General features: G+C 71.2%; 17 protein-coding genes. 4 read left to right on the forward strand and 13 right to left on the reverse strand.

Going from position 1 to position 17,451, the window contains the following annotated elements; all coding sequences use genetic code 11:
• Positions 1 to 92 precede the first annotated feature (92 nt).
• Complete coding sequence (gene pepF, locus K6T50_RS07580) at positions 93 to 1,895, reverse strand: oligoendopeptidase F (protein ID WP_222606035.1); 1,803 nt, start codon at positions 1,893 to 1,895, stop codon at positions 93 to 95.
• 207 nt (positions 1,896 to 2,102) lie between these two features.
• Positions 2,103 to 3,221: a methyltransferase gene (locus K6T50_RS07585; RefSeq protein ID WP_222606036.1), complete on the reverse strand. Its 1,119-nt coding sequence runs from the start codon at positions 3,219 to 3,221 to the stop codon at positions 2,103 to 2,105.
• Positions 3,222 to 3,421: 200 nt separating this feature from the next.
• On the opposite strand from K6T50_RS07585, the gene K6T50_RS07590 reads away from it, so the two are divergent.
• Positions 3,422 to 4,750 carry a M28 family metallopeptidase gene (locus tag K6T50_RS07590; protein ID WP_222606037.1) on the forward strand — a complete coding sequence of 443 codons (1,329 nt, stop codon included), beginning with the start codon at positions 3,422 to 3,424 and terminating at the stop codon, positions 4,748 to 4,750.
• A gap of 7 nt (positions 4,751 to 4,757) precedes the next feature.
• On the opposite strand, the gene K6T50_RS07595 is transcribed toward K6T50_RS07590, so the two are convergent.
• From K6T50_RS07595 to K6T50_RS07630, 8 genes are all read right to left on the reverse strand, one after another.
• Positions 4,758 to 5,642, reverse strand: coding sequence for a pseudouridine synthase family protein (locus tag K6T50_RS07595; RefSeq protein ID WP_222606038.1), 885 nt, complete (start codon positions 5,640 to 5,642; stop codon positions 4,758 to 4,760).
• Complete coding sequence (gene hisS, locus K6T50_RS07600; protein WP_222606039.1) at positions 5,642 to 6,958, reverse strand: histidine--tRNA ligase; 1,317 nt, start codon at positions 6,956 to 6,958, stop codon at positions 5,642 to 5,644. The genes K6T50_RS07595 and hisS overlap by 1 nt, the downstream gene beginning before the upstream one ends.
• A 97-nt stretch (positions 6,959 to 7,055) precedes the next feature.
• Positions 7,056 to 7,949 carry an EamA family transporter gene (locus tag K6T50_RS07605; RefSeq protein WP_222606040.1) on the reverse strand — a complete coding sequence of 298 codons (894 nt, stop codon included), beginning with the start codon at positions 7,947 to 7,949 and terminating at the stop codon, positions 7,056 to 7,058.
• Positions 7,950 to 8,073: 124 nt separating this feature from the next.
• Positions 8,074 to 8,664: a DUF7411 family protein gene (locus K6T50_RS07610; protein WP_222606041.1), complete on the reverse strand. Its 591-nt coding sequence runs from the start codon at positions 8,662 to 8,664 to the stop codon at positions 8,074 to 8,076.
• A gap of 7 nt (positions 8,665 to 8,671) precedes the next feature.
• Positions 8,672 to 9,028 carry a DNA-binding protein gene (locus tag K6T50_RS07615; protein ID WP_222606042.1) on the reverse strand — a complete coding sequence of 119 codons (357 nt, stop codon included), beginning with the start codon at positions 9,026 to 9,028 and terminating at the stop codon, positions 8,672 to 8,674.
• Positions 9,029 to 9,054: 26 nt separating this feature from the next.
• Positions 9,055 to 9,204: a hypothetical protein gene (locus tag K6T50_RS07620; RefSeq protein WP_222606043.1), complete on the reverse strand. Its 150-nt coding sequence runs from the start codon at positions 9,202 to 9,204 to the stop codon at positions 9,055 to 9,057.
• A gap of 58 nt (positions 9,205 to 9,262) precedes the next feature.
• Positions 9,263 to 9,718, reverse strand: a complete 456-nt coding sequence (locus K6T50_RS07625; RefSeq protein WP_222606044.1) for a 30S ribosomal protein S19e — start codon at positions 9,716 to 9,718, stop codon at positions 9,263 to 9,265.
• Between the two features lie 107 nt (positions 9,719 to 9,825).
• Complete coding sequence (locus K6T50_RS07630) at positions 9,826 to 10,854, reverse strand: lysylphosphatidylglycerol synthase transmembrane domain-containing protein (RefSeq protein ID WP_222606045.1); 1,029 nt, start codon at positions 10,852 to 10,854, stop codon at positions 9,826 to 9,828.
• A 145-nt stretch (positions 10,855 to 10,999) separates the two neighbouring features.
• Between K6T50_RS07630 and thiL the strand changes: the two genes are divergently transcribed.
• Positions 11,000 to 11,887 (forward strand): thiamine-phosphate kinase, encoded by an 888-nt coding sequence (thiL, locus tag K6T50_RS07635; protein ID WP_222606046.1) that lies wholly within the window; start codon positions 11,000 to 11,002, stop codon positions 11,885 to 11,887.
• A 52-nt stretch (positions 11,888 to 11,939) separates the two neighbouring features.
• Here thiL and K6T50_RS07640 read toward each other — a convergent pair whose 3' ends face one another.
• From K6T50_RS07640 to K6T50_RS07650, 3 genes are all read right to left on the reverse strand, one after another.
• Positions 11,940 to 13,076 carry a site-2 protease family protein gene (locus K6T50_RS07640; RefSeq protein WP_222606047.1) on the reverse strand — a complete coding sequence of 379 codons (1,137 nt, stop codon included), beginning with the start codon at positions 13,074 to 13,076 and terminating at the stop codon, positions 11,940 to 11,942.
• Positions 13,077 to 13,287: 211 nt separating this feature from the next.
• Positions 13,288 to 13,554 carry a DUF7123 family protein gene (locus tag K6T50_RS07645; protein ID WP_222606048.1) on the reverse strand — a complete coding sequence of 89 codons (267 nt, stop codon included), beginning with the start codon at positions 13,552 to 13,554 and terminating at the stop codon, positions 13,288 to 13,290.
• A 405-nt stretch (positions 13,555 to 13,959) separates the two neighbouring features.
• Positions 13,960 to 14,820: a molybdopterin synthase gene (locus K6T50_RS07650; RefSeq protein WP_222606049.1), complete on the reverse strand. Its 861-nt coding sequence runs from the start codon at positions 14,818 to 14,820 to the stop codon at positions 13,960 to 13,962.
• 135 nt (positions 14,821 to 14,955) lie between these two features.
• Between K6T50_RS07650 and pyrH the strand changes: the two genes are divergently transcribed.
• Together pyrH and lysS are read left to right on the forward strand one after the other, a co-directional pair.
• Entirely contained in the window at positions 14,956 to 15,672 is a 717-nt protein-coding gene (gene pyrH / locus K6T50_RS07655; RefSeq protein WP_222606050.1) for a UMP kinase, read from the forward strand.
• Positions 15,669 to 17,396: a lysine--tRNA ligase gene (gene lysS / locus K6T50_RS07660; RefSeq protein WP_222606051.1), complete on the forward strand. Its 1,728-nt coding sequence runs from the start codon at positions 15,669 to 15,671 to the stop codon at positions 17,394 to 17,396. The genes pyrH and lysS overlap by 4 nt, the downstream gene beginning before the upstream one ends.
• Positions 17,397 to 17,451 lie beyond the last annotated feature (55 nt).

Genomic DNA, 17,451 nt, shown 5'->3' on the forward strand with positions numbered 1-17,451 from the left:
TCGCCTCCGCCGGGGATCGGCGCCACCTCGACGCGTCGCGGCACGGCGCGATCGCGGTACAGCACCGCCGGCGGCTCGACTTCGGCGCCGCCTTACAGGTCCAGCAGCGTCTCGGCCTCGTCGAGGTAGTCGTCGTACACGCCGATGGCCGACTCGATGGGGTCGGACTCGGTCATGTCGATGCCGGCGATGTCGAGCACGTCGATCGGGTACTCGGCGCCGCCGGCGCGCAGCGCCGCGCGGTACTCCTCGGCGGCGACCTCGCCCTCGTCCTCGATGCGGTCGACGATGGCCGCGGCCGCCGAGATGCCCGTCGAGTACTGGTAGACGTAGAAGTTGTAGTAGAAGTGCGGGATCCGCATCCACTCGCGGCGGATGTGCTCGTCGACGGTCGCGTCGGCGTGGCCGTAGAACTCCGCCTTCAGATCGCCGTACAGCTCGTCGAAGACGTCGGGCGTGAGCGGCTTGCCCGCCTCGTCGTGCTCGTGGATGGCCTGCTCGAACGCCGCGAACATCGTCTGGCGGAACAGCGTCGAGCGGAATCGTTCGAGGTACTGATCGAGTGCGTGCGCACGGAGTTCGTCTGACTCGGCGTTCTCCAGCAGGTGCTTCGTCAGGAGCGTCTCGTTGACCGTGGAGGCGACCTCGGCGACGAAGATCTCGTAGTCGGCGTACTGCCACGGCTGCGCCTCCTTCGACAGCTCCGAGTGCATCGAGTGGCCCAGCTCGTGGGCGAGCGTGTACATCGAGGACACGTCGTCCTGGTAGTTCATCATGATGAACGGCTGGGTGTCGTACGTGCCCGCCGAGTAGGCGCCCGAGCGCTTCCCGCGGTTCTCGTACACGTCGACCCAACGCGACTCCAGCCCCTCGGCCATGCGCTGCTGGTACTCCTCGCCGAGCGGCGCGACCGCCTCGACGACGTGTTCCTTGGCTTCCTCGTAGCTGATGTCGGGGCCCTCGTCGCCCGTCAGCGACATGTAGAGGTCCCACATCTCCAGGGTGTCCACGTCGAGCGCGCGCCGCTTCAGGTCCGCGTGGCGGCCCAGCGAGTCGAGGTTGTCGCGGACGGTGTCGACGAGCGTGTCGTACACCTCGACCGGGACGTTCGGCCCGTCGAGCGCCGCCTCTCTGGCGGTGTCGTAGTTTCGGGCTTCGGCCATCTTCACGTCCTTCTTGACGCTCTTCGCGAGCGTCGTGCCGACGGTGTTGCGGACGGTCTCCCACTCCGAGTAGAACTCCTCGTGGACGCGCCGTCGGAACTCGCGGTCCGGCTTCTGGAGGAGGGTGGTGAAGTTGCCCTGGGAGATCTCGACCTCGTCGCCCTCGGGGTCCTCGACGGTCGGGAACGTCATGTCCGCGTCCGACAGCATCGAGTACGCCTCGCTCGCGGCGCCGGTGACCTCGCTCAGGTCCGCGAGCAGCTCCTCCACCTCCGCCGAGCGCGTGTGCGGCTTCATCCGGAGCACGTCGTCGAAGAAGTGCTCGTACTCCGCGAGCGCGGGCTCCTCGTCGATCATGTCCTCGATGTCGCTCCGGTCGAGCTCCTGGAGCTCGGGTTCGAGGTAGCTGGACGCGCTCGACGCCTCCGCCGACAGCGCCTGCGCCTTCGAGGACATGGCCTGGTACTCCTGATCCCGGGTGTCCTCGTTCGAGCGAAGCCGCGCGTAGGAGGTGACCTTCGACACCTCGCGGAACACCGCCTCGTAGGTGTCGAGCAGTTCGCGAAGCGTCGCCGCGCTCTCGGTCGCGCGGCCCTCGTACGCGCGGAGGTCGTCGAGGCGCTCCTCGACGTCCTCGTACGCCTCCTCCCACGCCTCGTCGTCGGCGTAGATGGAGTCGATGCTCCACTTGTACTCCTCGTCGATCTCCGAGCGCTCGGGAACCGAACTCATGCACGGTTCTCGCCCGTGGTCGGTGGTAAGTCTTGCCAAGCAGATCCGGCAGAATCGCCCGCCTACGGCCACGTCCCCGGCACTAGCCGTGGCATCGGGCGCGACGAACGTACCGCGGAGAGTCGGGAGTCGGAATTGGAGCCGGAACCGGAACCGCTACCGAGAGACGCCGACGGCAGCGGCCGACGAGTGGTCGGTTCGCGCGGCTCAGTTCCGGTCGGGATACGGCGCCTCGACGCGCAGTAACTTGACGCCGGGCGCCCGTCGGAAGGTCTTCGTCTCGACGGCGGACAGCCCCGCGTCGCCGAGCCAGCGGTTCACCGAGTCGGCGTCGAGCGTACCGCCGCCGAAGGTGATCAGGTACGTGAGGTCGATCAGCGCGACGCCGACGTCCGCGAGCGACGAGCTCCCGCCGCGCCCGAACTGGTCGAGGATCGCGAGCTTCCCGCCGGGCGCGAGGGCGGCCGCGGCCCGATCGAGCAGCGTCGCCGCCTCCGCCGGGGAGTGCCCGTGGAGGACGTTGAACAGGAGGACGAGATCGTAGCCCGCGTCCGCGTCGCCGGCGCCGTCGGGACCGGTGTCGGGATCGAAGTCCGAGTCGAGATCCGGTTCGACGAGTTGACGCCACAGGTCGTCGGTGAGGTAGTCGCCGCCGACGAACCGCACGTCGACACCCGCCTCGGCGGCGGCCTCGCGCGCCGGCTCCAGCGCGGGCGGGCGGTCGACCAGCGTCACCGACGCCCCGCGGCGCGCGAGTTCGACCGCGTAGGCGCCGTGGCCGCCCCCGAGGTCGAGGACGCGAGCGCCGGAGTAGTCGCCGAGGGCGTCGACGACCGGGTCGACCAGCAGCGACGCGGCCGCGCGGAACCCGGCCTGCGTCGTCGCCCACCCCGCCTCGTCGTCGCCGAGCCACTCGTAGAGCGACGCGCCGGGATCGCCCTCGCGGACGGCGCGTGCGGCGTGCTCGCGCCAGTACGGGAGGACCACGTCGACCCAGAAGCGCGCGAACGGCGCGAGGTTCGCGTCGCCGCCCTCGGTGAGCCACCGCTCGGTCGTCCGCGTCCGCCAGTACTCGTCGCCCGAACGGTCGGCGTACCCCACCGCGACGAGCGCGTCGAGCAACCGGCGCAGCGCGTCCTCCTCACACGCGAGCCCGGCCGCGAGGCTCGACACCGACTGCGGCCCGTCGAGGGCGGCGAGCACCCCGAGCTCGTCGGCGAGGGCGACGGCGTGGAGCGAGGCCGCGCCGTGTACGTCGAGGATCGCCGACGGCGCGAGGTTCGCGCGAAAGGCGAGCCGTTCGAGGAATCCCGGAACGACCGGCATCAGCCGTTCACCGGTGACAGCACGTTCATACCGGCGTATCGACGCCGACGGGGATAACCACCCGGGAACGATTCATGAATCAAATAACGCGATATGAAATGGCTGATCTCGCACGCGGTCGGGACTTCGTTCGATTCGACAGACGGGCACGGAGGACGCGCACCCGCGGGTTTTTGCCGCCGCTGGCCGATCTCGTCGGCATGGATCTCGACGACACCCTCGCCGCGGCGGTCGGTCGCGCCTGGACCGACACCGCGCCGTGGGAGTTCATCACCGAGCTGACGGCGCTGGGCGGTCGAATGGGCGCGAGCGAGGGCGAGGCGCGCGCGGCGGAGGTCGTCGCCGACGCGTTCGAGGAGATCGGACTCGACCGCGTCCGGAGACAGCCGTTCGACGCCCCCGAGTGGCGCCGCGGCGAGACGACGCTCCGGCTCACCGCGCCGGCCGAGCGCGCGTTCGACGCCATCGCGTTGCCGTACAGCCCCGCGGGCGAGGCGTCGGGCGAACTCGTCGACGTGGGGTACGGCACGCCCGAGGAGATCGCGGCGGTCGACGTGGAGGGGAAGATCACCGTCGCGTCGACGACGACGCCCGGCGACTCGCGGTTCATCCACCGGATGGAGAAGTTCGGGACCGCCGCCGAGGCTGGCGCGGAGGCGTTCGTCTTCGTCAACCACGTGCCCGGGCAGCTGCCGCCGACGGGGTCGCTCACCTTCGGCGAGGAGGCCGCGATCCCGGCGGTCGGCGTGAGCAAGGAGACGGGCGCGTGGCTCACCGAGTACGCCAGCGAGGGCGGGGAGGCCGACCTGTCGGTCGAGGCCGAGACGGTTCCGAGCGAGTCACAGAACGTCCTCGCGCGCACCGGCCCGGCGACCGACGAGGCGGTGCTCGTGCTCGCCCACTACGACGGTCACGACATCGCGGAGGGCGCGCTGGACAACGGCTGCGGCGTCGCGACGCTGCTCGCGGCCGCGCGGGTGCTCGCGGCCGCCGACCTCGACATCGGGGTCCGGTTCGCCGCCGTCGGCTGCGAGGAGACGGGGCTGCTCGGTTCCGAGCACCTCGCGGCGACGACGGACCTGGACGGGGTGAAGGCCGTCGTGAACCTCGACGGGGCCGGTCGGTTCCGTGACCTCGTCGCGATGACCCACACCTCCGAGTCGACCGCCCGGGTCGCGCGGCGCGTGGGCGAGCGGACGCGCCAGCCGATCGAGGTGCGCGAGGAGCCGCATCCCTTCTCCGACCAGTGGCCGTTCGTCCGGCGCGGGACGGCGGCGCTCCAACTCCACTCGGACTCGGGCGAGCGCGGGCGGGGGTGGGGCCACACCCACGCCGACACGCGCGACAAGGTCGACGACCGCTGCGTCCGCGAGCACGGCGTCCTCGCGGCGCTCATGGTCCGCGAGCTGGCGGACGAGGGGACCGAGGTTCCGGTGCTCGACCCCTACGAGCTGGAGGCGGCGTTCCGCGAGGCCGACTTCGAGCCGGGAATGAAGGCCGCGGGACTGTGGCCCGAGGAGTGGGAGTAAGGAGAGGTCACTCCGGTATCGAGTCGAGCACGTCGCCGAACACCCGGCCCCGGGCGAGCGCGTCGACGCGGCGACCGGAGAACACGTCCCGGAGCGACTCGACCGCCGCCGGATCGGGCTCGAACGCGACGCCCGGGTAGGAGACGTCCGCGAGCACGAGGGGTTCGGGCGAGGCGGGCGCGACGCCGCGGGCGCCCGACAGCGGCTCCTCGCCGAGAACCTCCTTGACCCGTTCGAGGCCGGTGTCGCCGACTGCGACGCCGCGGACGACCGTCGCGACCCGCCGGACGAACTCGCGGGGGAAGCCGCCGGCGGCGACGGTGAGCGTCAGGAACTCGTCGCCTGCCGCGTCGCGGTGAGCGCCGGGTGCGGGGTCGTCGCCGGCGACCGCGCCCGCGTCGCGGTCGGCGGCGACCGAGACCGAGAGGTCGCGTCGGGTCTTCGGCCCGCGCGGCTCGCTGGTGAGGTTGTGCACGTCGTGCTCGCCCGAGAGCCGGTCGGCCGCCGCCCGGGCGCGATCGAGGTCGGCGCCGGACGCGTGGAGGTGGTAGCGGTACGTCCGCCGGGCGGCGTCGTGGGTCGCGTGGAAATCGGCTGGCACGTCGACGGCGGCCCACACGCGGACGCCGGCCGGGAGTTCGCTGGAGAACGCCCGCGGCGTGAGCCACCCGGGCGCATCGAGGGCGACCGTCTGGCGGACCGCCGAGACGCCGCGGTCGGTGCGGCCGGCGGCGGCGTAGCCGGGTGGGGTGTCCGCGTCGTGCGCGAGCACGTCGAGCGCCCGGAGCGCGTCGAGCAGCGCGTCCTCGACGGTCGGTACGTCCGGCTGGCGCTGGAAGCCGAAGAACGGGCGGCCGTCGTAGGCGACGCGGTACGCCCGGCGGATCGCCATTACGCGAAGTCGTCGTACGTCGGACGGTCGCGCTCGCCCGGGAACTCGTCGACGGGCGCGGTCGTCTGGTCGCCGGAGGCCATGTCCTTCAGCGTCACCTCGTCGTTCGCGAGGTCCTGCTCGCCGACGATGACGACCGTCTCGGCGTTGATCGAGTCCGCGTACTCGAGCTGCGCGCCGAAGCTGCGGTCGGAGACGTCCGACTCGACGACGTGGCCCCGCGCCCGGAGGTCGCGGGCGATCCGGGCGGCCGTCGGCCGGGTGTCGCCCACCTGCAGGACGTAGTAGTCCGTCTCGATCGCCGCGTCGGGGGCGACGCCCGCACGTTCGAGCAGGAGGCCGAGGGGCGCGTGCCCCGGAGCGACGCCGACGGCGGGGGTGGGCTGACCGCCGAACTCCTCGATGAGGTCGTCGTAGCGGCCGCCGCCGAAGACGGAGCGGCCGATCTCGCCGGTCGCGTCGAAGCACTCGAAGACGGCGCCGGTGTAGTAGTCCAGCCCGCGGGCTGTGCGAAGCGAGAGGTCGCAGTGCTCGCCGACGCCGAAGTCGTCGGCGGCCGCGAGGACCGCCCGGAGGTTGTCGACCGCGTCCGCGAGTCCCTCGCTGTCGGGCGCGAAGTCGGTGAGTTCGTCCAGGTCCGCGGGGTCGTCGACGCCGAGCAGGTCGTCGAACTCGCGGGCCTGGTCGAACCCGAGCCCGGCGTCGTGGAGCAGATCGAGGTACTCGGCCTCGTCGACCTTCTCCGATTTGTCGACCGCGCGGATCGCCGTGCGCACGTCCACGTCGGCGTCGAACGAGCGCAGCAGCGACCCGAGGATGTCGCGGTGGCTGACGCGGAACTCGAAGTCGTCGGCCGACAGCCCCAGGTCGGTCAGGGCGTCGGCGGCGGTCGCGAGCACTTCGGCGTCGGCGGTCGGTTCAGCCGAGCCGAAGATGTCGATGTTCGTCTGATAGAACTCGCGGAAGCGACCCTGCTGGACGGCCTCGTAGCGCCAGAAGGGGCGCGTCGAGAACCACTTCACCGGCTTGGACAGCTCCTGGGCCTTCGCGGCGTACATCCGCGCGACCGTCGGCGTCAGCTCCGGCGAGAGCGTGACGTGGCGACCGCCGTGGTCCTCGAAGGCGTACAGCTCGTCGACGATGTCGTCGCCGGACTTGTCGGTCCACATCTCCGCCGGCTCCAGCCGGGGCGTGTCGATCTCGCGGAAGCCGTAGCGCCGGGCGACCGACTCCAGCGTGTCGGTCACCTCCCGGCGGACGGCCATCTCGGGGGGGTAGAAGTCGCGGAACCCCTTCAGGCGGTCGTAGGTGGGCATTACCGGCTAGGTCTCGCGTCCGGGAGTTTAACCCCGTGGTTCGTCGCCGCCGGCGGAGGCGTCCGTGCTCTCTCCAGACGCGGTTTCGTCCGGTACCTCACACCGCGAGGAACCCGACGCCGACGACCGCGAGCGCGGCGGCGACGAGGCGGGCGCCGAGCCGACGCTCCTTGAGGATCAGGCCGCCGAGGACGACCGCCACGACCGCCTGCGTGTTGACGACCGGCGAGGCGATGCTCGCGGGGAGCGCGGCGAACGCGACGCTGGTGAGGTGCTCGGCCGTCGCGACGACCAGCCCGAGCGCGAGGAACGTCGGAACCGGCGTCTCCCACGATCGCTCGCCCTCCCAATCACGAACGGCGAGCGGGAGGAGGACGAGCAGCACGCCGCCGAGGACGACGATCACGAGCGCCTCCGGCGGGAGGCCGACGCGGTCGAGCACCGCGCGCTTCGCCACGTCGCCGACGGCGTACGCGACCGCCGACAGCAGCGCGAGCTGTGCGGGGCGGGCCGTGACGGCCCGGCGGAGGGGTTCGACCGGGTCGCCGCCGCGGTAGTTCGCGACGTACACCGCGGCGGTGACGACGGCGATGCCGACGAACGCCAGCGCCGGGAGGTCGGCGCCAAGCAGGAGCAGCTCCAGCGGGAGGACGAAGACGGGGACGACCTTGTTGATCGGCGTGACGTACGACACCTCGCCGAGCGCGAGCGCGTTCACGAACAGGACGAAGCCGACGCCGACGCCGAGGACGGCCCCGACGAGCGCGAGCACGGCGGACGCCCCGAGCGTCGCGGGATCGGGGAGGGCGTCGGCCGACAGCCGGGTGACGGCGACGGGGGCGTACCACGCCAGCGCGCAGACGTTGACGAGGACCGTGAGCACCGTGGCGGGGACGCCGGAGACGTAGCGCTTCAGCGCGAAGAGGTAGACGCCCCACAGCACCGCCGCGGCGACGGCGACGGCGATGCCGGGGGAGACGAGTGCGGACACGCTTCGGGGTCGACGGTCGGGGGTGAAAACGGCGTGGATGACGGCGAACGCGGCGGGCGCCACCGACGGGGAGTCACCGCGCCCGGTTCGGGTCGCCCGCGACTCGATGCGATCCGCCCGCGACTCAGCGCGTCCCGCGCACGTACGTCTGTTCGTGTTCGGGGAACACCTCGCGGACGGCGTCGTCGCCGGCCTCCTCGCGGAGGAGGGCGCGGAGTTCGCCCTCGTAGTCGGCCTTCGGCACCTCCTCGGAGGGGCCCGACTCCACGTCGAGCGTCTCGTCGACGAGGCGGTCGACGGCGCCGCGGCCGAACCCCGAGAGGGGGGAGATGTAGTCGACGCCGTGGCGGTCCTCCAGCGACTGGGCGAACGCCCGGGAGATGGATGGGACGCGGTCGTCGCGGCGGGTGCCGTCGGCGACGGCGTCCACGTCGCGTTCGGCGACCGACTCCAGGGCGTGCTCGTGAACGCGCTGGATCCCGTTGCGGGGGAAGCCGTCGGCGCGCATCGCCTCGACGGCCTCGCGGGCGACCTCGGGGTCGAGGTCGTGGGTCTCGAACGGGAAGCCGAGCGCCTCGGCGGCCCGGCGCGCGTGCTCGTGGTCGTCGGTCACGCCGAAGTGGGCGGTGACGAGCGTCACGTCGTAGAAGCGGTCGAGGACGAGCGCGGCGAGCGATGAGTCCTTCCCGCCGCTGTAGCAGAGCGCGAGGTCCACGCGTGCGTCAGCGGCGGCGGATGTCGAAGCTCTTCTGGTCCGGCTGCAGCTCGCGCAGCAGCTCCTTCATCTGGTCCTCGTCGATGCGGCCGTTCACCCGGCCGCTCTTCGCCAGCGCCGTGACCTGCTGTTTCACCTGCGCGGCGAAGTCGGGCTTGCTCATCTCGACGGCGTTGAGCCGCTGGCGCGCGCCGTCGGTGAGGTACTGCTTGAGCAGCGCCTCCTGCTGACGCTCGGCCTGCTCCTGGGCCGCCTGCTGTGCCTCCGCGTCGCCCTGTCCCTGGCCCTGCGCCTGCTCCTGGAGCTCCTGCATCTTCTGCTCGCGCAGCTCCTCCAATCGCTCGTCGTCGGGGGTCTCGCTCATGTCGGATCGAAGTTGCCGGCGAGCGGTCAAAACGATTGTGGGTGCGCGAGCGACGCCGGCGCCCGGCCGGCGGGAGCGACGGCGACGATGGCGACGACGGCGACGACGGCGATAGCGACGGCGACGACGGCGATAGCGACGGCGCCGCCGCCGGTACTACCCGAACGAACCGACACCGACGGCACCGCCGCTGGCGACGCGAAAATCGAAGAACTCGTCGGCGCGAACGGCTGCTTACGCGTATCGCTCGAGCTCGGGACGGTCGAGCCCCTCGAGCACGTCGCCGGCGACCTCGTCCAGGAACGAGCGACCCTCGTCGGTGACGCGGCGGCCCTCGCCCTGGGCCGTCTCGACGAAGCCCTCCTCCTCGAGCTGCTGGAGCGCGACGCGAATGATCTTGCGCGAGCCGCCCTCGTGCTCGGGCGGGCTGACGACGTAGCGGTTCGAGCCGTTCTTGGAGCCGCCGTACTCGGTGGCGAGGCGCTCGACGCCGACGGGGCCGCGGTCGGCGACCTTGCGCAGCAGCGAGGCCGCACGGCGGAACCAGAAGTCCTCCTGCTGGGGCGGGAGCTCCCGGTCCTGCCCGGACTTGGCGAACTGCACCCACTCCGGCTGTTCGATGCGATCCTCCAGTCGAGCGGCGACCTCGTCGTTGAGGTCCGCCGCCGGGACGTCGTAGAGGGTAACCATACGGACGATTTCACCGTCGTTCCGTTTAAAGCCGTCGTATCACCCCTCGCGTGTGAGGCGTCCCCGCGGTCGGTTCGTCGGCTCCGTCCCCGGAGCCGCGTCCGTGGTCAGCCGACGCTGTCGGCGCCGATCACGCTCACGACGACCCCGCCGATGATCACCGGCACCCAGTAGACGGCGCCGCGATAGATGACGACGGCGCCCAGCGCCGCCGTCGCGGAAACCGACACGGAGGGGAGCGCCGCGAGCACGGCCACGAGCACCGCCTCGATGCCGCCCGCGCCGCCAGGTAACGGCGTGATCCCCGCGATCGCACCCATCGGGACGACGAACAGCATCGCCGAGAACGGGACCGGCTGGTCGATCGCCAGGAACGCGAGATAGAGGGCGACCATCTGGAGGATCCAGCCGAGCGTCGAGGCCGCAAGCGAGACCGCGATCCCGGTTCGGTCGGTGGCGACGCGCTCGATGGCGCCGAAGAAGTGACCGATCCGCGACTCGACCGACTCCTCGGTCGGCGCGGAGAACACCGGGAGGATCCCGGCGATCCGGCGGATCAACGGGACGAACGCCCCGACGATCCGCGTTTCGAGCGCGTACCGGTTCTGCCACCCGAGGTAAACGAGCCCCGGAACGAGGAGCGCGAGCGCGACGACGACGCCGGTCGCGAGCTGGAGCCGGGTGCCGAACGTCGTCTCGGTGGCGAAGTACGCCGCGCCGACGAGCGCGAGCGTGATCGAGGGGACGAAGTTGAGCGTGTCCACGCTGGCGATGGCTGCGAGGCCGCGCTCGTACTCCGTGTCGGCGACCGTCGCGATGAGCAGGGCGGTGACGGGTTCGCCCCCGGCCTGGCCGAACGGCGTGACGTTGTTCGAGAACATCGCCCCGTTGAACACGAGAAACGACCGAAGGACCGACAGCCGGATGCCGAGCACACCGAGCACGGTTCTGAGCGCGACCGCCCAGGCGACGAGCCACCCGACCGTGACGAGCACGACGAGCGCGACGACGTCGATCGACGCGCCCTGAAGCACGTCCACGAGGTCGCCGACGCCGACGAGATACAGCAACACGCCGAGGACCGCGAACGCGCCGAGAAACCCGACGACGGTGGCGCGTAGCTGGTCCGAATCCATGCCCGGACGGTCGCCGGGCGCCCGCTTCAAGCCTCCGAAACCGCGGGCACGGACGGACGCCGGTCGTCGAGTCAGCGGCCGACCCGGCCCGACGCGTCGCCGCGAAGGGAAACACCGTAGGTGTCGGGGGCGAAACCGGACGGCGATGGACGAACGCGAGGCGCTCGCGCGACTGACCGCGACGCTCCCGGGCGCGGGCGACGACTGCGCGGTCGTCGGCGACCGGGTGCTCACGACCGACATGCTCCACGAGACGACGGACTTCCCCGCCGGCGTCGACCGCTACACCGCGGGCTGGCGGGCGGTCGGCGCCTCGCTGTCGGACGTGGCCGCGATGGGCGCCGACGCGGAGGCGGCCGTCGCGGCCTACGGGGCGCCGCGGTTCGACCCCGACGAGGTCGGCGACTTCGTGCGCGGCGCACGCGAGGTCTGTGCGGCGGTCGACGCCGAGTACGTCGGCGGCGATCTCGACCGCCACGACGAGTTCACCGTCGCGACGACCGCGCTCGGCGAGAGCGACGACCCGATCCGTCGCGGCGGCGCCACCCGCGGCGACGCGGTGTGCGTGACCGGCGCGCTCGGCCGCAGTGCCGCCGCCGTCCGCGCGTTCGAGGACGGTGACGCCGAGCGCGGGAACGAGCTGTTCCGCTTCACCCCGCGCGTCGCCGCCGGCGTCGCGCTCCGGCCGTACGCGACGGCGATGATGGACTCCAGCGACGGGCTCGCGCGCTCGCTGCACCAGCTCGTCGAGGCGAGCGACGTGAGCGACCTCGGGATGGACATCACCGAGTCGTACGTCCCCGTCGCCGACGCGGTGCGCGAGCGGTTCGACGACGACGAGGCGCGCCGGGAGGCGGCGCTGTTCTTCGGCGAGGACTTCGAGCTGGTGTTCACGCTCCCGAGCGACGCCGTCGACGACGCCCGCGAGGCCTCGCCGACGCCGATCTCGGTGATCGGAAACGTGACGTGGGACGGCGTCAGGATGGACGGCGAGCCGCTCCCGGACCGCGGCTACGAGCACGCCGGGGACTGACCGCGACGGCGGTCGCTGACGACGCAGCGGTCGCGCGTCCCAGGCCGGTCGATCAGATCGTCGTCACCTGGATCGGCACGAGCATGAAACACAGGAGGCCGAGGGCGAACGTGAACACGCCGACGGCGATGCGTTTCGGGCCGAGCGCGGTGTCGTCGATCGGCTCCGCGGGGCCGCGGTAGGCGATGAACGCCGAGAACAGCCCCCAGAAGGCCCACAGCCCGACGGACTCGTTGAGCCCGAGGTCGCGAACGAAATAGAGGTACGCGGCGATGCCGAACAGCGCGGTGGGCACGAACGCCGCAACCGTCTCCTGGCGCCGGCCAACCATCGCGCGGACGATGTGGCCGCCGTCGAGTTGGCCGACCGGGAGGAGGTTGAGCACCGTGAAGAACATCCCGACCCACGCGCCCATGACCACGGGATGTGCGGTTTTCGTCGGGTCGGTGTAGCCGGTGGGCTGGTTCAACGCGGCGGCGATCAGGTCCAACAGCGGCGGGTTGTTGAACACGATGACCTGGCCGCCGCCGCCGAGCACCGACTGCGGGACCGTGAACGGCCCGAGGAGGAGGCCGACCACCGTGACGACGATCGTGGCGGCCAGCCCCGCGAGCGGGCCGGCGACGCCGATGTCGAACAGCGCCTCCCGGTCGGGCATCTGCCCGCGCATCCGGATGATCGCGCCCATCGTCCCGAACGGGAGGATGAAGGGGATGACGTAGGGGAGCGACACGTCGACGCCGTGGTAGCGACCGAGCGCGTAGTGGCCGAGTTCGTGCGTCAACAGCACGCCGAGGACGGCCGCGGTGAAGGGCCACGCCTGCAACACGGAGAGGGGGTTCTCCTGGATCGTCGAGAAGGGGACGTAGTACCACGCCGTCGCACCGACGAGCAGCGTCGTCGCCACCGTCGCGACGAACAGCCCGACGTTGACCCAGGGAACGCCGTCGAGGCCGTCGGCGTACGGGCGGGCGACGATCACGTCCAGCCCGGAGTCGGTGGTGACGACCTGTACCTCGTAGCCGGCCTCCCGGAACGCCGGCCAGACGCGACGGACGAGCTCGCGCTCGTCCACGTCGCTGATCCCGTAGTAGAGGATCCGATCGTCGTCCCGTCGGATCTCCGAACAATGGAAGACGGCGTCGAGTTCGGGGGGACGGGGATAGTCGGCTGCGGCCGCCTCGCTCATCGACGGTAGTTCGCCGCGAACGGGCATAAGTCCTCGGCGACGGGAGCGTCGCCGCCGACGGCATGACCGACGGGAGGGAGCCGGCGTCGGCGCTCCGGGTTCGGACTGGAACGGATCGGGGCGGGAGAATCGAGTCGACGGGAGAGACGCCGGATCGGCGCGGGGACCACCCGTGTGCGGGGACCGGTTCGGGGCCGTCGGGTACGCCTCGTCAGTTCGCCGGCTCGATGCGCCAGGTGGTCGCGGACGTGTACGACCACTTCTCGATGGAGAGCCCGCAGGCGGAGTCCTTGAGCTTCACCATCAGGGCGCCGATCTCCTTCGGCGAGAGGCCGACTTCCTCGGCGATGAACTTGCTCTTGAAGTAGAGCTCGCCGTCCTCGGCCTTCTCGCGCAGGAACGTCGCGAGACGCTCCTCCTTGGAGGGGGTGTCGGTCGAGGCGCGGTCGGTGTCGGAGGGTTGCACGGTTGCGCTCATTGTGTCACCTCGATTCACCCTACGGGCATCCGGGGGGATATAAAGTCGAGTCCGTTGAGTGCGATTCGGCTCCGTTCAGGGAATTTCTGCCGTGAAACGTGGTATGCCCGACCGTTCACGACTCTTTTGAATTCGTTTAGAATATTTATACCCGATTTTGAGGACGTTTGAGAGATGTTTCAGGGTACTGTCCAGATCGGTCCTGCAGCGGTTGATTCCAGTTTTGAATCACAGAATACATCGTCTGCCGCGGTCGCGCGCGTCGTCATCGGGACGACACGGGATCGCGGTTGTGGGCCGCAATAAGCCCGGTCGACGGGGTAGAGACCGCCGTCAACGCCGTCGGATCCGTGGCCCTCGGGCGGTCGCCGAGGGAGTGAGTCGCCACGGGACGTCGGTCGTAGGCTACTGAGACCGCTCGTGCACCCAGAACTCGTCGCTCTCGGTCGTCTCCTTCTTGAATATCGGGACCTCGTCCTTGAGCCGGTTGATGCCGTCCTCGACGGTGCGGAACGCCTCGGTCCGGTGGCCCGCGAGCACGACGACGAAGACGATGTCCTCGCCGTCGGCGACGACGCCGACGCGGTGGTGCATCCGCACGTCGAAGACGCCCTCCCGCGCCTCGAGCTCGCGCTCGATGCGGGCCATCCGATCGGCGGCGACGCCCTCGTACTTCTCGAACTCCAGCGCCTCGGTCCGGTCGTCGTCCGGGGCGTCCTTCGCGCGGACGCGGCCGGTGAACGTCGCGATGGCGCCCGACCGGTCGGCGCCCTCGCTGGCTTTCGCCTCGTCGATGAGCGCCTCCAGGGTGACGTGCGGCTCCGCGTCCTCGATGTGGTCGACGAGATCCTCGACCGACAGCTCGTCCGCGTCGGCGACGCGAGCGACAACGTCGCCCGGGACGGCCTCGTCGCCGACGACGACCGTCGGCAGGCGGAGTTTCGAGAACCCCGCGACGAGCGCGTAGTCGAAGTCGGGGGCCAGCCGGTCGAGCAGGTCGGGGAACGTCTCGCCGGCGCCGGCGCCGGTCCACCCGCCGTCGTCGCCGAGGCGGTACGCGGCACCGGGGCCGCGATCCGTGTCTCCGGGCCCGCCAGCCGAGCCGGCCGCCGGTTCGTCCGCGTCGGCCGGTCGACCGGCCGATCCGGCGGCGATACCGCCGTCACCGTCGTCGCGACGGATGGTCGCCACGCGGCCGTCGAGCCGCGCCGACAGGGGGGCCAGGAGGTCGGCCGCGCCGGGGCCGACAAGCGAGAGCGTGCGCATGTCAGGGAGAGGGCGAGCGACCGGCTTAGGCCTTCGGCCCGCGGGGACGGTTCGGGCGGCTCGACGCCTGACAGTCGGTACCGAGCCGGGATCGCTCCGGGAGCCTTAAGAGCGAAACGGGGGTAGGCGAGTGCAATGAGAGTAGTCCTGTCGCTCGGCGGGAGCGTCCTCGCGCCGGAACTCGACTCCGGGCGCGTGGCGGCGTACGCGAACGCCATCGAGCGGTTGGTCGACGAGGGCTGTGAGCTGGGGGTCGTCGTCGGCGGCGGCGGCGTCGCGCGCGACTACATCGGCGCGGCCCGGGATCTGGACGCCAACGAGGTCCAACTCGACCAGCTGGGCATCGACGTGACGCGGGTGAACGCCCGGCTGCTCATCACCGCGCTGGGCCCGTCGGTCGACCCCTCCCCCGCGCACGATTACGACGAGGCGGCCGACGCCATCCGCCGCGGCGACGTGTCGGTGATGGGCGGCGTCACGCCGGGACAGACCACCGACGCCGTCGCGGCCGCGCTCGGGGAGTACGTCGACGCCGACCTCCTCGTGTACGCGACGGGCGCGGACGGCATCTACGACGCCGACCCGAACGTCGACGAGTCGGCCACGCAGTTCGCGGAGATGACGCCCGAGGAACTGGTCGAGGTCATCGTGCCGATGAGCCGCGACGCCGGCGCCTCCGCGCCGGTCGACCTGCTGGCGGCGAAGCTCATCCAGCGCGCCGGGATGCGGACGGTCGTCCTCGACGGCCACGACCCCGAGGCGGTCGAGAACGCGGTACTGTACGGCGAACACACCGGGACCGACGTGGTTCCCGCCGGCGGCGACGAGCCGACGTACTGGGCGCAACGATGAGCGGCGAGGACGAACGCAGTGAGTCCTCGGACCGAACGGGGAGCGCAGCGACCCGTGAGGACGACGATCCCGCCGTCGATCCGCACGCGGTCGGCGGTCGCGGCGACGGGGACGGCGACGCACACCACGCGTTCTGGGCCGACGAGGTCGCCGACGAGATCGAGGCGCGCGACCCCGACGAGCCGATCGTGATCAAGGGCGGCGTCTCGCCCTCGGGCATCGCCCACATCGGCAACTTCAACGAGATCATCCGGGGCTACTTCGTCGCGGCGGTGCTTCGCGAGCGGGGCCACGAGGTCCGGCAGGTGTTCACCAGCGACGACAAGGACGCCCTCCGGAAGCTCCCCCGGAAGCTGGCGGACACCGACGGCGACATCGTCGAGCTGGGCGACGTGAACGCCGGCGCGCTCGGCCAGAACCTCGGGAAGCCGTACACGGACATCCCGGACCCGTTCGAGGACGGCCACGATTCCTACGCCGCCCACTTCGCGGCGCTGCTGTCGGCCGACGCCGAGGCCCTCGACATCCCGGTCGAGATGGTGTCGAACACGGAGCTGTACGCCGACGGCTCCTTCGACGACGTGGTCGAGCGCGTGCTGCGCAACGCCGACGCCGCCCGCGAGACGCTGGGGAAGTACCAGGACAAGGTCGACGAGGACTACGTCCCGTTCATGCCGCAGTGCTCCGAGTGCGGCATGCTGACGCAGGACGTGACCGAGGTGGATCTCGACGCCCGCGAGGTCCACTATCGCTGTTCGGGGATCGAGGCGGGCGAGCGGTTCATGGAGGGGTGCGGCCACGAGGGCGTCGCCTCCTTCCGCGAGGGGAAGCTCCCGTGGCGCTTCGAGTGGCCCGCCCAGTGGGAGGTGCTCGGCGTCGACTTCGAGCCGTTCGGCAAGGACCACGCGGAGGGCTCCTGGCCCAGCGGCGTCGACATCGCCCGGAACGTCCTCGGCATCGAGCCGCCCGTCCCGATGGTGTACGAGTGGTTCACGCTCAACGGCGAGTCGCTGTCCTCCTCGGAGGGGCACGTCGTCACCGTCCAGGAGGTGCTCGACCTGATCGAGCCGGAGGTGCTGCGCTACTTCTTCGTCCGCAACCCGAAGAAGGCGAAGGACTTCGACGTCGAGCGGCTGGACCAGTTGGTCAACGAGTTCGACCGCTTCGAGCGCGCGTACTTCGGCGATGCGGACCCCGACGAGCGCTTCGCGGCGTTCGCCGAGCGGGGGTACCCGTTCGTCGTCGACGAGGTGCGGGAGGGTCGCGTCCGCCTGCCGTACACCTTCGCGGCGGTGCTCGGGATGGTCGACGACCGCGGGTTCCGGATCCAGCTCGCTCGCGACGAGGGGCACTTCACCGACGAGACGCCCGAGTGGGCCATCGAGGACGCGCTGGAGCGCGTCGAGCGCGCCCGCCGGTGGGCCGAGCGCTGTGACAACGAGTACAACTACCGGCTCCAGTCTGACCTCCCGGAACACGACTTCGAGGCGGCCGTCGAGGCCGCCCTCGACGACCTCGCCGACTTCGTCGCCGACGGGCACGACGGCGAGGCGATCCAGGGCGAGATCTACGAGACCGCCCGACGCCACGACGTGGCGGTCGGCGACTTCTTCGCCGCCGGCTACCGGCTGTTCTTCGACGAGACGCAGGGGCCGCGGCTGGGCGAGTTCCTCGGCGAGTTGGAGCGCGAGTTCGTCGTCTCGCGGTTACGGCGGGAGTCGTAGCCGGAAGCGACGCGGACCACCGGGTCGCGCCGTCCCCCGCCGGCAGAGCCGATCA

The organism is Halobaculum magnesiiphilum, from assembly GCF_019823105.1.
Lineage (GTDB): Archaea > Halobacteriota > Halobacteria > Halobacteriales > Haloferacaceae > Halobaculum > Halobaculum magnesiiphilum.